The organism is Salmonella sp. WC3 (assembly GCF_042932255.1).
Classification (GTDB): domain Bacteria; phylum Pseudomonadota; class Gammaproteobacteria; order Enterobacterales; family Enterobacteriaceae; genus Salmonella; species Salmonella enterica.
The window spans coordinates 2,975,933-2,989,277 of the sequence record NZ_CP170629.1 but is presented as its reverse complement, the minus strand read 5'-3'; the positions used below and the strand labels follow the sequence as shown (position 1 = coordinate 2,989,277).

12 protein-coding genes, 2 tRNA genes and 2 pseudogenes are annotated in these 13,345 nt (G+C 52.2%); 12 read left to right on the top strand and 4 right to left on the bottom strand.

Annotation, left to right across the window (positions count from 1 at the left end; all coding sequences use genetic code 11):
• The first annotated feature begins 6 nt into the window (after positions 1–6).
• The 6 genes from ACFK9X_RS14735 to ldtA all read left to right on the top strand — a co-directional run bounded on the left by ACFK9X_RS14735 (position 7) and on the right by ldtA (position 5,725).
• A complete protein-coding gene (locus ACFK9X_RS14735; RefSeq protein WP_151116848.1) occupies positions 7–822 on the top strand; it encodes an energy-coupling factor ABC transporter ATP-binding protein in 816 nt (271 codons plus the stop codon).
• Positions 819–2,339: a cobyric acid synthase gene (locus ACFK9X_RS14730; RefSeq protein ID WP_151116846.1), complete on the top strand. Its 1,521-nt coding sequence runs from the start codon at positions 819–821 to the stop codon at positions 2,337–2,339. Before ACFK9X_RS14735 ends, ACFK9X_RS14730 begins: the two co-directional genes overlap by 4 nt.
• The gene (gene cobU, locus ACFK9X_RS14725; protein ID WP_000973193.1) at positions 2,336–2,881 is read left to right on the top strand and encodes a bifunctional adenosylcobinamide kinase/adenosylcobinamide-phosphate guanylyltransferase; all 546 of its coding nucleotides are present in this window, start codon (positions 2,336–2,338) and stop codon (positions 2,879–2,881) included. Before ACFK9X_RS14730 ends, cobU begins: the two co-directional genes overlap by 4 nt.
• Positions 2,878–3,621: an adenosylcobinamide-GDP ribazoletransferase gene (gene cobS, locus ACFK9X_RS14720; protein WP_151116844.1), complete on the top strand. Its 744-nt coding sequence runs from the start codon at positions 2,878–2,880 to the stop codon at positions 3,619–3,621. Before cobU ends, cobS begins: the two co-directional genes overlap by 4 nt.
• A gap of 26 nt (positions 3,622–3,647) precedes the next feature.
• Entirely contained in the window at positions 3,648–4,718 is a 1,071-nt protein-coding gene (gene cobT, locus ACFK9X_RS14715) for a nicotinate-nucleotide--dimethylbenzimidazole phosphoribosyltransferase (RefSeq protein WP_001193983.1), read from the top strand.
• A 77-nt stretch (positions 4,719–4,795) separates the two neighbouring features.
• The gene (gene ldtA / locus ACFK9X_RS14710; protein ID WP_001252817.1) at positions 4,796–5,725 is read left to right on the top strand and encodes a L,D-transpeptidase; all 930 of its coding nucleotides are present in this window, start codon (positions 4,796–4,798) and stop codon (positions 5,723–5,725) included.
• Between the two features lie 222 nt (positions 5,726–5,947).
• Here the strand turns inward: ldtA and ACFK9X_RS14705 are convergent.
• Positions 5,948–6,023 (bottom strand) — tRNA-Asn (locus ACFK9X_RS14705).
• Between the two features lie 159 nt (positions 6,024–6,182).
• Here ACFK9X_RS14705 and ACFK9X_RS14700 point away from each other — a divergent pair.
• The 4 genes and pseudogenes from ACFK9X_RS14700 to ACFK9X_RS14685 all read left to right on the top strand — a co-directional run bounded on the left by ACFK9X_RS14700 (position 6,183) and on the right by ACFK9X_RS14685 (position 9,059).
• Complete coding sequence (locus ACFK9X_RS14700) at positions 6,183–7,640, top strand: EmmdR/YeeO family multidrug/toxin efflux MATE transporter (protein ID WP_151117950.1); 1,458 nt, start codon at positions 6,183–6,185, stop codon at positions 7,638–7,640.
• 140 nt (positions 7,641–7,780) lie between these two features.
• A tRNA-Asn gene (locus ACFK9X_RS14695) sits at positions 7,781–7,856 on the top strand.
• A 419-nt stretch (positions 7,857–8,275) separates the two neighbouring features.
• Positions 8,276–8,739, top strand: a pseudogene (locus tag ACFK9X_RS14690) (STM2901 family protein).
• Positions 8,733–9,059 (top strand): DUF1493 family protein, encoded by a 327-nt coding sequence (locus ACFK9X_RS14685; RefSeq protein WP_000228159.1) that lies wholly within the window; start codon positions 8,733–8,735, stop codon positions 9,057–9,059. Before ACFK9X_RS14690 ends, ACFK9X_RS14685 begins: the two are co-directional and overlap by 7 nt.
• Here the strand turns inward: ACFK9X_RS14685 and ACFK9X_RS14680 are convergent.
• Positions 9,048–9,209 (bottom strand): hypothetical protein, encoded by a 162-nt coding sequence (locus ACFK9X_RS14680; RefSeq protein ID WP_031626865.1) that lies wholly within the window; start codon positions 9,207–9,209, stop codon positions 9,048–9,050. The genes ACFK9X_RS14685 and ACFK9X_RS14680 overlap by 12 nt on opposite strands.
• 45 nt (positions 9,210–9,254) lie before the next feature.
• Between ACFK9X_RS14680 and ACFK9X_RS14675 the strand changes: the two genes are divergently transcribed.
• Positions 9,255–10,709 carry an AMP nucleosidase gene (locus ACFK9X_RS14675; protein WP_000428191.1) on the top strand — a complete coding sequence of 485 codons (1,455 nt, stop codon included), beginning with the start codon at positions 9,255–9,257 and terminating at the stop codon, positions 10,707–10,709.
• A gap of 521 nt (positions 10,710–11,230) precedes the next feature.
• Here the strand turns inward: ACFK9X_RS14675 and ACFK9X_RS14670 are convergent.
• The gene (locus ACFK9X_RS14670) at positions 11,231–11,404 is read right to left on the bottom strand and encodes a hypothetical protein (protein WP_000957535.1); all 174 of its coding nucleotides are present in this window, start codon (positions 11,402–11,404) and stop codon (positions 11,231–11,233) included.
• A gap of 47 nt (positions 11,405–11,451) precedes the next feature.
• On the opposite strand from ACFK9X_RS14670, the pseudogene ACFK9X_RS14665 reads away from it, so the two are divergent.
• Positions 11,452–11,556: pseudogene (locus tag ACFK9X_RS14665) on the top strand (DUF520 family protein); the annotation flags it as partial.
• Positions 11,557–11,613: 57 nt separating this feature from the next.
• On the opposite strand, the gene ACFK9X_RS14660 reads toward ACFK9X_RS14665, so the two are convergent.
• Positions 11,614–13,344, bottom strand: coding sequence for a hypothetical protein (locus ACFK9X_RS14660; protein ID WP_151116842.1), 1,731 nt, complete (start codon positions 13,342–13,344; stop codon positions 11,614–11,616).
• Position 13,345 lies beyond the last annotated feature (1 nt).

Sequence of the window (13,345 nt, the reverse complement as noted above, 5' to 3'; positions counted from 1 at the left end):
ACTATTATGCTTGCCACTTCAGACCTGTGGTTTCGTTATCAGAATGAGCCGGTACTTAAAGGGTTAAATCTGGATTTTTCGCTTTCGCCTGTTACCGGTTTGGTGGGCGCGAACGGCTGTGGGAAGTCTACGCTTTTTATGAACCTGAGCGGCTTGTTGCGTCCGCAAAAAGGGGCCGTGTTGTGGCAGGGAAAACCGCTGGATTACAGCAAGCGCGGACTACTGGCGCTGCGCCAGCAAGTTGCGACGGTTTTTCAGGACCCTGAACAGCAGATTTTTTATACTGATATCGATAGCGATATTGCATTTAGTTTACGTAATTTGGGGGTGCCGGAGGCGGAAATCACGCGCCGCGTCGACGAGGCGCTAACGCTGGTTGACGCCCAACATTTTCGCCATCAGCCCATTCAGTGTTTGAGTCATGGGCAAAAAAAACGTGTGGCTATCGCCGGAGCGCTGGTGCTACAGGCGCGCTATCTATTGCTGGATGAACCCACTGCTGGTCTCGATCCCGCAGGGCGCACTCAGATGATTGCTATCATCAGGCGGATTGTGGCGCAGGGCAATCATGTCATTATCTCCAGCCATGATATCGATCTTATTTATGAAATTAGCGATGCCGTATACGTATTACGCCAGGGCCAGATCCTGACGCATGGCGCGCCTGGCGAGGTTTTCGTGTGTACGGAAGCGATGGAACAAGCGGGGCTAACCCAGCCCTGGCTGGTCAAACTTCATACTCAACTGGGACTGCCGCTGTGTAAAACAGAAACGGAGTTTTTTCATCGAATGCAAAAGTGCGCATTCAGGGAGGCGTCATGACGCAGGCAGTTATGTTGCAGGGGACGGCATCCGACGTCGGCAAAAGTGTGCTGGCGGCGGGTTTATGCCGCATTTTTTATCAGGATGGTCTGCGTACCGCGCCGTTTAAATCGCAAAATATGGCGCTTAATTCTGGTATTACGCCGGATGGTAAAGAGATGGGGCGGGCGCAAATTTTTCAGGCGGAAGCCGCGGGGATCACTCCAGATGTGCGTATGAACCCGGTGCTGCTCAAACCGACCAGCGATCGCCAGGCGCAGGTCGTGCTGATGGGGAAAGTGGCGACCAATATGGATGCGGTTAGTTACCATGACTATAAACCGCGTTTGCGTGAGAAAATCCTTGCGGTTTATAACAGTCTGGCGCAGGAATATGACGTTATTGTGCTGGAAGGCGCCGGAAGCCCGGCGGAAATCAATCTGCGCGATCGCGATATCGTCAATATGGGAATGGCGGAAATGGCCCAGTGTCCGGTTATTCTGGTGGCGGATATCGACCGGGGCGGCGTATTCGCCGCTATTTATGGCACGCTGGCGCTGCTGCATAAACAGGAGCGTGACAGAGTAAAGGGCGTCATTATCAACAAATTCCGCGGCGACGTGGCGCTACTCTATTCCGGTATCGAACAAATCGAATCGCTTACTGGCGTCCCGGTCCTGGGAGTGATGCCATGGCTGGATGTGGATCTGGAAGATGAAGATGGCGTCGCGCTGCAAAACGATAAATATCGCGGTAACGCCCCCCGTGATATCACTATTGCCATTGTGCAACTGCCACATATTTCTAACTTTACGGATTTTAACGCTCTGGCGGCGCAGCCGGATGTGCGCATACGCTATATTCGCCGCCCGGAAGCGTTGACTGACGCTGATCTGGTGATCCTGCCGGGCAGTAAGAATACGCTGAGCGACCTCGCCTGGCTGCGCGAAAGCGGGATGGCGGATGCGGTATTGCAGACACATCGGCAGGGCGTGCCGGTGATGGGAATTTGCGGTGGCTACCAGATGCTGGGCGACACTATTGTGGATGAGGTGGAGTCGGGGCTGGGTACGCAGCCGGGCCTGGGGCTGCTTAATACGATCACTCGCTTTGCACAGGATAAAATCACGACGCAGGTTAACGCGACAATGTCAGGCGAGCTGCCCAGCTGGCTGGCTGCCGCGGCGGGGCTACCGGTACGCGGTTATGAAATCCACATGGGGGAAACGGTGCTGCAGGAAGGATGCTGTACGGCCATGACGTTACAGAAAAATGGATGCTCTGTGGCGGATGGCGCGGTCACCGCCGACGGACTGGCGTTTGGCACTTACCTTCACGGCCTGTTTGACAGCGATGCGTTTACCCGTGCGGTGGTCAATGGGTTACGGGCGCGAAAAGGACTTGCGCCGTGGGAAACGACTTTTTGTTATGCGGAGCATAAAGCGCGGCAATTTGATCTGCTGGCGGAAGCGATGCGGCAACATATTGATATTGATAAAATTTATAACATCATGCAACAACATCAGGAGCCGGTATGATGATTCTGGTGACGGGCGGGGCGCGTAGTGGTAAAAGCCGTCATGCTGAAACCTTAATTGGCGATGCGCCGCAGGTACTGTATATCGCCACCTCGCAGATTCTTGATGACGAGATGGCGGCGAGAATTCAGCATCATAAAGATGGCAGGCCGGCACACTGGCGGACCGCAGAATGCTGGCGGCATCTTGATACGTTGATTACCGCGGATCTTGCCCCTGACGACGCGATTTTGCTGGAATGTATTACCACCATGGTGACGAATCTGCTGTTTGCGCTGGGAGGCGAGAACGATCCCGAACAGTGGGATTACGCGGCGATGGAGCGCGCCATTGACGATGAAATTCAGATTTTAATTGCAGCCTGCCAGCGCTGCCCGGCGAAAGTGGTACTGGTGACAAATGAGGTGGGAATGGGGATCGTCCCGGAAAACCGTCTGGCGCGCCATTTTCGTGATATTGCCGGTCGGGTCAACCAACGACTGGCGGCAGCGGCGGATGAGGTCTGGCTGGTGGTCTCAGGTATTGGAGTCAAAATTAAATGAGTAAGCTGTTTTGGGCCATGCTCGCTTTTATTAGCCGCTTGCCCGTGCCGTCACGCTGGTCGCAGGGACTGGATTTCGAGCAGTATTCGCGTGGGATCGTGATGTTTCCCTTTATCGGGTTGATTCTGGGGGGCGTAAGCGGCCTGATTTTCATCCTCCTACAACCCTGGTGCGGTATTCCGCTAGCGGCGTTGTTCTGTATTCTGGCGCTGGCGCTGCTGACCGGTGGTTTTCACCTGGATGGGCTGGCCGATACCTGCGATGGCATTTTTTCCGCGCGCCGCCGTGAGCGAATGCTGGAGATTATGCGCGATAGTCGTCTGGGAACCCATGGCGGGCTGGCGCTTATTTTTGTGCTCCTGATAAAAATTCTGGTGGTCAGCGAACTGGCGTTACGTGGAACGCCAATGTTGGCGGCGCTGGCAGCGGCCTGTGCGGCCGGACGCGGCAGCGCCGTTTTATTGATGTACCGTCATCGCTACGCCCGTGAAGAGGGGCTTGGCAATGTATTTATCGGTAAAGTCAGCGGACGGCAAACCTGCATTACTCTGGGATTGGCGATAATCATCGCCACGGTATTACTGCCTGGTATGCAAGGACTGGCCGCAATGGTGGTCACATGCGCGGCGATTTTCATCCTTGGCCAGTTGCTTAAACGTACGCTTGGCGGTCAAACCGGCGATACGCTGGGCGCGGCGATCGAACTTGGTGAATTGATCTTTCTGCTGGCTCTGTTATGAGCCGATTATTACGGACGAGACATCTTATGCAGACACTACACGCTTTACTCCGTGACATTCCTGCGCCGGACGCCGAGGCGATGGCGCGTGCGCAGCAACATATTGACGGCCTGCTCAAACCGCCGGGCAGCCTGGGCAGACTGGAAACCTTAGCCGTTCAGCTCGCGGGTATGCCGGGTCTTAACGGTACGCCGCAGGTAGGTGAAAAGGCGGTGCTGGTGATGTGCGCCGACCATGGCGTCTGGGATGAAGGCGTAGCGGTTTCGCCCAAAATCGTGACGGCGATTCAGGCGGCGAATATGACGCGGGGAACAACCGGCGTATGCGTGCTTGCCGCTCAGGCCGGTGCGAAGGTGCATGTCATTGATGTCGGTATTGATGCCGAACCTATTCCTGGCGTAGTTAATATGCGCGTCGCGCGCGGCTGCGGAAATATTGCCGTTGGCCCGGCGATGAGTCGCTTGCAGGCTGAGGCGCTTTTGCTGGAGGTTTCCCGCTACACCTGCGACCTGGCGCAACGCGGCGTGACCTTATTTGGCGTAGGGGAGCTGGGAATGGCGAACACTACGCCAGCCGCCGCGATGGTCAGCGTTTTTACAGGAAGTGATGCAAAAGAGGTGGTGGGGATTGGCGCGAATCTTCCGCCTTCCCGCATCGATAATAAAGTGGACGTCGTGCGGCGGGCGATTGCGATTAATCAGCCCAATCCGCGCGACGGCATTGATGTGTTGTCGAAGGTGGGTGGTTTTGATCTGGTCGGGATGACCGGCGTGATGCTTGGCGCGGCAAGGTGTGGCTTACCCGTATTGCTGGATGGCTTTCTTTCCTACTCGGCAGCGCTGGCGGCCTGTCAGATTGCGCCTGCGGTGAGACCTTATCTGATCCCGTCGCACTTTTCGGCGGAAAAGGGCGCCCGCATCGCGCTCGCGCATTTGTCTATGGAACCCTATTTGCATATGGCGATGCGGTTAGGTGAAGGAAGCGGCGCGGCGCTGGCGATGCCGATCGTGGAAGCCGCGTGCGCCATGTTCCACAACATGGGGGAGTTGGCGGCCAGTAATATTGTCCTGCCGGAGGGGAACGCAAACGCAACATAACCCGGGCGCACAACACCAGCCATGTGAGAAAAAAGCTATACTTAACGCACACCTGCCGCGACAAAGGAAGGGATATAATGCGTCGTATCACACCTTTTTTTCCGTTTTTCGTCTTGTTGGTAAGCCATTTCTCGCTGGCTATAAGCTATCCGTTGCCGCCCGAAGGCAGTCGTCTGGTAGGACAGCCTGTCACAATCGCCGTACCGCAGAACAATACTCAGCCCTTAGAGTCATTTGCCGCCCGCTACGGTCAGGGGCTGAGTAATATGCTTGAAGCGAATCCCGGCGTGGATGTGTTTTTACCTCAGTCTGGTTCCACACTGGTAGTGCCGCAGCAGTTGATTCTGCCTGACACCGTTCGTGAAGGTATTGTGGTAAACGTCGCCGAGATGCGCCTTTATTATTATCCCGCAGGCACGAATACGGTTGAGGTGCTACCTATTGGTATTGGTCAGGCTGGCCGTGAAACGCCGCGCAACTGGGTAACTGCGGTTGAACGCAAACAAGATGGCCCGGTTTGGGTGCCAACGGCTAATACGCGTCGGGAATATGCTAAAGAGGGAAAAACGCTGCCCGCGATGGTGCCTGCGGGGCCGGATAACCCTATGGGGCTATACGCAATATATATCGGCAGGTTATATGCCATCCATGGCACTAACGCTAACTTTGGCATTGGCCTTCGCGTCAGTCAGGGCTGTATCCGTTTACGCAATGACGATATTAAATATTTATTCGACCATGTTCCTGTAGGAACCCGCGTTCAGATTATCGACAGGCCCGTTAAATTTTCGGTAGAGCCGGATGGCAGTCGTTGGCTGGAGGTACACGAACCGCTTTCTCGTAACCGTGCTGAATTTGAGTCAGACAAAAAAGTTCCATTGCCCGTTACGCCAGTGCTGCGCACGTTTATCAAAGGGGATGACGTTGATACTTCGCGGGTTAATGAGGTGCTGGAGCGCCGTTCCGGAATGCCGGTCAACATTAGCGCAGGCAGGTCTGGCCTTTAAATATCCTGCCACATTGCTGGTTTTCATGGGCTGGAGTATCTGTATTAGTAGTGAGTGTCATGGCAGGGGCTCCATTTTCTCAACGAACCGTGAGGCCCGATTAAGCCCCAAAAACTATGGATGTCAAAAAAACCGGCAAACCTTATCAGATCAACCGGGTAAAGATAATTTCTTGTTTTTTAAACGTCTCCGGACTCGCCAGGATGTCCCGAAACTAAAATCTGGCTCCTCTGACTGGACTCGAACCAGTGACATACGGATTAACAGTCCGCCGTTCTACCGACTGAACTACAGAGGAATCGTGTGGGGTCGTATATTAGCGGCGGAAAAATTTTTGTCAAACCCCATTTAACCTCTTACAGATTCGATTGCGGGTTATCTCATCACTTTGTTGCATTTGCAGACATTTTTTCTGCAAAAAGCTTTGCAGCCTTACGATTTCTCGCTCATTATTGAAATGTGGTTTCAACTCTCTTCTTTAAGGTCCATTTTGAACGTCTCCACTGCCTTACGCCAGGCTGTCGTCCGTACGCCCTGGTATGCCAAACGCAAGAGCTACAAAGTGTTGTTCTGGCGTGAAATCACCCCACTTGCTATCCCTATTTTTCTGGAAAATACCTGTGTTTTGCTAATGGGCGTGCTCAGTACTTTTCTCGTCAGTTGGCTGGGCAAGGAAGCAATGGCGGGCGTGGGGCTTGCCGACAGTTTTAATATGGTAATTATGGCTTTTTTTGCGGCTATCGATCTTGGTACTACGGTGGTGGTCGCCTTTAGCCTCGGCAAGCGCGACAGGCGACGCGCAAGGGCGGCGGCGCGCCAGTCGCTGGTGATTATGACGCTATTTGCCGTTGTGCTGGCAGTGGTCATTCATTATTTCGGCAGTGAAATTATTAATATTGTCGCAGGCGAGGCGACGCCAGAAGTAAAGGGGCTGGCGTTAACGTACCTTGAACTGACGGTGCTGAGTTATCCGGCTGCGGCAATTGCGCTAATCGGTAGCGGCGCGCTGCGTGGGGCAGGGAATACGAAAATCCCGTTGATGATTAACGGCGGGATGAACATTCTCAATATTATTATCAGCAGCATCCTGATTTACGGGGCTTTCTCCTGGCAAGGGCTGGGTTTTGCCGGCGCGGGGCTGGGATTAACCATTTCGCGCTACATCGGCGCGGTAGCGATTATTTGGGTGCTGATGATTGGTTTTAATCCGGCGCTGCGCATTCCGCTGAAAAGCTATCTGAAGCCGCTGAATTTCGGCATTATCTGGGAAGTGATGGGTATCGGTATTCCGGCGAGCATTGAATCAGTGCTGTTCAACGGTGGCAAGCTACTGACGCAAATGTTTGTCGCCGGAATGGGCACTAACGTTATTGCGGGTAACTTTATTGCCTTTTCCGTGGCGGCGCTTATCAACCTGCCGGGTAACGCCCTTGGTTCGGCGTCGACTATTATCACCGGTAAGCGTCTTGGTACCGGGCAAATTGGTCAGGCAGAGCGTCAACTGCGCCATGTATTCTGGATGTCGACTATCGTACTTACGGCAATTGCCTGGGGGACGGCGCCGTTTGCGGGTCTGTTTGCCTCATTTTATACCCAGGAGCAGGACGTAAAAGAGGTAGTGAAAGTTCTGCTCTGGCTTAATGCTGCCTTTATGCCAATTTGGGCGGCCGCGTGGGTGTTGCCGTCGGGTTTTAAAGGCGCGCGCGATGTGCGATTTGCGATGTGGGTATCGATGCTGGGGATGTGGGGCTGTCGCGTTGTGGCAGGGTATACGCTTGGTATTGTGCTGGGTATGGGGGTTGTAGGGGTTTGGCTGAGGATGTTTCTTGACTGGGCCGTGCGTGGCGCACTGTTTTACTGGCGTCTGATAAGCGGGCGCTGGCTGTGGAGATACCCGCGCGTAAAGAGGGAGTAAGCGCTTTTTGCTGTGAAAATCATCAGGAAACGGTGAATTTTAACCGAAGTGTGGAATAAAGCAGCAAACGAACTTTTTTTGTGAAAACAGGCTTTGACAAGCCAGGGGCACCTCGTTAATATTCGCCCCGTTCACACGATTCCTCTGTAGTTCAGTCGGTAGAACGGCGGACTGTTAATCCGTATGTCACTGGTTCGAGTCCAGTCAGAGGAGCCAGATTTTAGTTTCGGGATATCCTGGTGAGTCCGGAGACGTTTAAAAAACAATAAATTATCTTTACCCGGTTGACCTGAGAAGGTTTACCGGGTTTTTTGACATCCATAGTTTTTAGGGGCTTAATCGGGGCCTCGCGGTTCGCTGAGAAAATGGAGCCCCCACCTATGGCATTAACCGATACCGCTATCCGCAAGATCAAACCCGTATCAGTATGCTGACATATAGATGTGTTCGGTTCAAACGGAGCGATCACACAAGCTTGCCAGGTGATGCCCCTGGTGGGAATCGCGACTGTCTCTTTCATCTGATTTCAGATATTTCCCGTGATCTTGATCCGTTCTTTCCCAAAAGATTGATTTCTTTCATTCGAAACAAGGATGTACAATAAGTAAACCAAAATAGTAACTATAGAGTTTCTAATGGATACAGTAGAAGAACTAAATGGAACATACTTCTATGCAGGAAAATCCAATCTGACTGCTGCCGAACTTCTGTTATGATTTTCTGTGAGAATACCGCAAGCCAGTTTGGGATTGGTGTTGCAGATTTCGGGGCTGTTGTTGCTCTGGCATCAGGTCGTAATAATCTCTGGACAAGGGCGAAACCCGCTGGAGCGACTAAAGGCACATCATACGCGTCCAGTACTGCACGTGCAGTGTTTAAAAAGTCAAAATTTCCCTTTGGAATATCCCTTCCGACATGGTTAGGCGGTTACACCCCGTGGACAGCCAGACGTGTTATGGTTCGTAACATTGCGCCGTTTGTTGGACGTTTCATTCCTTTGATCGGGGAAATTATCCTTGCCGCAGATGTGTCACAAATAACATATCGCACTATACGCGACTACAATACCATTGCTCGGGGCAATGATAAGTTATGGTAGACAATATTGAACAGCAAGTTTACGAGCTTGTACGGCCTTATGCTGGCACATATCTGTTCAACATTAAGCAAGTGGAATTAACACCAGAGATTGACCTTGATACTGATCTGAGCATTGATGAACTTGAAGCCGAAGATCTCATGAATAAATTCTTCGAGAAACTCAATGTCGAGCGAGGTAACTTCAGAATAGAAACCTATTTTCCTAATCACCCTTTTTCATGGCATCCGTTCAAGAAAACGGAACCTGTACCCGTCCCAGATTTCACTATCAGCATGCTGATCGAGTCAGCAAAAGCCGGGAAATGGTTATATGACTAATTGTAATGAACTTAACAAATGGCTGTACCAGTACCCTTCTTTTTGAGCGATGATGGTGGCGCTAAGATAGTTCTCTTTTCTTTTTAAAGGGTTCATGTTTACTGTCGCCACCCTTACGCTAACCCCTTTAGTTTCCTCATTTGCTGTCATACTATCGAATGACGTGCCTCACCTGTGAACGCTAAGGAGAATAATATGGAAAATAAAGGCACAAACCTGACGCCCGAGCAGGCGCTGGATCGCCTGGAGGAGCTGTACGAGCAGTCGGTTAACGCGCTCCGTGAAGCCATCGCTGACTATGTTGATAACGGTACGCTGCCCGATCCCCACGCCAGGCTTAACGGACTGTTTGTTTATCCTTCGCTGTCTGTAAGCTGGGATGGCGCGACACCGAACCCGCCTAAAACACGCGCTTTTGGACGCTTTACTCATCCCGGCTGTTATACCACTACCGTTACGCGGCCTGCGCTATTTCGCGCTTATCTTCTGGAACAGCTTAACCTCGTTTACCATGATTATGGCGCGCATATTGCGGTAGAGGCCTCGCACCATGAGATCCCGTATCCTTATGTGATCGATGGCTCGGCTCTGACGCTGGATCGTTCTATGAGCGCCGGGCTAACGCGCCATTTTCCTACCACAGAACTGGCGCAGATTGGCGATGAGACGGCAGACGGTCTGTTCCACCCCGGCGAATTCTATCCGCTATCGCACTTCGACGCGCGTCGTGTTGACTTCTCGTTGGCCCGGTTACGGCACTATACCGGTACGCCGGTTGAACATTTTCAGCCCTTCGTTTTGTTTACCAACTACACCCGCTATGTCGATGAGTTTGTGCGCTGGGGATGCAGCCAAATTCTTGATCCTGACAGTCCCTATATCGCGCTTTCCTGTGCCGGCGGAATTTGGATCACGGCAGAAACGGAAGCGCCGGAAGAGGCTATTTCCGATCTGGCCTGGAAGAAGCATCAGATGCCCGCCTGGCACCTGGTAACGGCAGATGGGCAGGGGATTACGCTGGTAAATATCGGTGTCGGCCCTTCAAATGCTAAAACGATTTGCGACCATTTGGCCGTGTTGCGGCCTGACGTCTGGCTTATGATTGGGCACTGTGGAGGGTTACGAGAAAGTCAGGCGATTGGTGATTATGTGCTGGCCCATGCCTACTTACGCGATGATCATGTGCTGGATGCCGTTCTGCCGCCTGATATTCCTATTCCAAGCATTGCGGAAGTACAGCGTGCGCTGTACGACGCTACCAAAGCGGTTAGCGGAATGCCCGGTGAAGAGGTGAAACAGCGACTGCGCACGGGAACGGTCGTCACCACGGATGATCGTAACTGGGAGCTTCGTTATTCCGCATCGGCGCTGCGATTCAACCTTAGCCGCGCGGTCGCGATTGATATGGAGAGCGCGACGATTGCAGCCCAGGGCTATCGCTTCCGCGTGCCTTACGGCACGCTGCTTTGTGTTTCTGACAAACCTTTACACGGTGAAATTAAACTGCCCGGGCAGGCAAACCGGTTTTATGAGGGGGCTATTTCAGAACATTTGCAAATTGGTATTCGTGCTATTGATTTACTACGCGCAGAAGGTGATCGTTTGCACTCACGTAAATTACGCACGTTTAATGAGCCACCGTTTCGCTAACGAAATGAGCTGTCGCCTGCTGCCGGACAGGAGTGGAAGAGGCGTATTTATGTGATATGGAAAGCGGCTGAATGAAGCCTTAGCGGGAGGCGATTCTGCATCCCGCTAAGGCCTTATTGTGCCGCGAGCTTCATCACCATCGCCGGATACCTGTCGCCGATAACCGCGTCTATGCCAGGAAACGCGCCGGAAGGCGAAAACATTGCGCCACACTTCACGCTCCTTGAGCGCCTGACCCACAAGCCCGGATTAACAAGCAGATACCGACCGTGAGAATCGATCAGCTTAAAGGGGTTATCAGAAGGCTTGATACTGAGGATTTTCGCGTCGGACAGGGATATAGGGTGGTCACGCCATTATCGAACTCATAGCGCCACGAGTGGCGCGGAAAGCCTTCATCATCATAGTGGCGCACGTCGGTAAAGCGCACCAGCCGGTGCTCGCCGTTCCATTCAAATCGGTGCTCCCGGCACTGCGCCTTGCCCCAGCGGTCAGCGATGGGATTGCCGAACTCGTCGTACTCATAGTGGTGGTCTGCCCTGTAGCAGCAGGCGGTCGCCTTTGACTTTCGCCTGATGCTCGCCACCTTCGGGCGGCATGTTCATGCCCAGCAGGTTGTCGTCGTCGTCAAAGCTGAACTCCTCGTGCAGGGCGTTCCAGCGCGGGTCTTCCGGCAGGCGGTGTTGGGTCAACATTAATATCTTGCGGTAATCTCTGTGGGTTTGGATTCGAATTTACGTTAGTGCGTGTGACCGGTAAATCCCGCGACGATCTGCAGGCAGCGATGGTGCTGATGCGCGGCGGCAATCTGGGCCAGCCGTTCCAGTTCAAAAACTTCCGCGATTGATTTTTCCCGCCCGCCGCCTTCCCGCATGTGAGAAAGGTGGCCGGGCGGGTAAATCGATTAAGGCGTGGCTTTTTTAGGCTCTGCGGCCTTGTTATACAACGCCTGAATCAGCGCCTGCTGTTCCGCTCCCGGTATGATACCCAATCTGTGAAAAATATTCCCAATCTGATAAAGCTGCTGATTACCGGTGTCGTCCTGGCGGGTAATCGACGCCTGCGTGGTTAATTTTTTCAGCGTAAAGGTAATATGTTCCTGACACTCGGGCGTGTTTTCAGAACAAATCTGGCGTAACAGCATCAGGTTTTTATTATCGACCCTATCTGCGTTAATCATCAATTCCCTTGCCTGACTCCACTGTTTTGCATTCATGTAGTGGTCGATCATCGCCTCCTCTTCGAGAGAGGGAACGTGCTGGTGTAACACCCGTTTGGCATTCACCGTGTCGTTGCCATAGCTGTAAAGCTCCGCAAGTCTTTGAAAGGAACGCGACATATCTTCATCAGGCCAGGCTTTTGCTTGGCTGAGGTAAATCGCCTCGGCGCTGACGGCTAATTTTTGCGCTGCCTCAGGATGACCAATTTCTTTGAGTACTTCACCCATTTCATTTGTTGCATCTTCCCATTCGGCGAACGTCAGGGTTTGCGCCTCGGCGGAGAGGGTTGCGATATGCTTTTCCGCCACAGCATTCTGCTTATGCTGAAAGAGATTCTTCAGCGCTTTGATTTTGTACTCGTAGCAATACCTGTCGTCGTAGCAGGTATATTCCGGCGCGCTCATCAGCAAATCGATACGCTTATTCATCAGCGCAACATCATCAAGCTTGCTTAATAAATCAATCAGCTCCATTTCAATGCGCGGCGAAGGGGCAAAATTGAATATTTTATCGGCCTGCGTCACATAGGTTGAAAGCGTCTCCTGATAATTCTGTGTCAGCTCGTTTTTCTTATAAAAAGAGAGCAATCCCGGTAATGAATACTGGAAATAGCTTCCTTTATTGTCGGTTGCTTTGCGCAATCTCGCAGACAACGCCATCGCCTTCTCTTTATTACCCGTGGCGTAATAGATCTCCATCAGGTCGAGATACTCCTGATAACGGTAGGCTTCAGCACTCGGTTGTTGAGCAATAGCCGTATCAAACATTTTCAGCGCGCTATCTGCGTAAACCAACGCCTTTGCGGTGTCGCCCTTGGCATGGTACTGCTTCGCAATAATAAGCAGCATTTTTAGCTGAGTATAAGGAACAACAATTTTATCAGCGTAATTTTCATTATAAATAGAGGCGGTTTTATCAGGATCTGAGTGCCAGGATTTTAAAACCGTGGCTAAATAAAAATTCCTCGCGTCGGCATTTTTGCTAAGAAGGGCTAAGGCTTTTTCAGGCTGTTTGCGATTAACCCAGCCATCAACGTAGCTCTCGTAGGCGGTAATGCTCGACGGTTTATCGAGACCAATTTTGGACAGGAAAACCATCGCGGCATCCTGGCTATTATTTTCAGCGATCCACGAGGCCTCATGGTTTAGCGAAAACTTCGCATCATTCGATTGTGTGTCCAGCTTTTTCAGTAATGCATCCGCACGGCTCATCGGGCCGTACATAAACAGTTCCCTGTGTAATTCAAACCAGGCTGCCTGCGATTTAAAAGTGGTGTTTTCATTTAAAGGGACGGCATTTTGCAGTTTCTGTTCGACAACTGACCAGACATCAGGCGATTGCTGACTTTGTGCAACGCTCTGATAAGAGTAAAAAACCGTGGCGGCTGTGAGTAATGTGGCGAATTTAAATTTCATA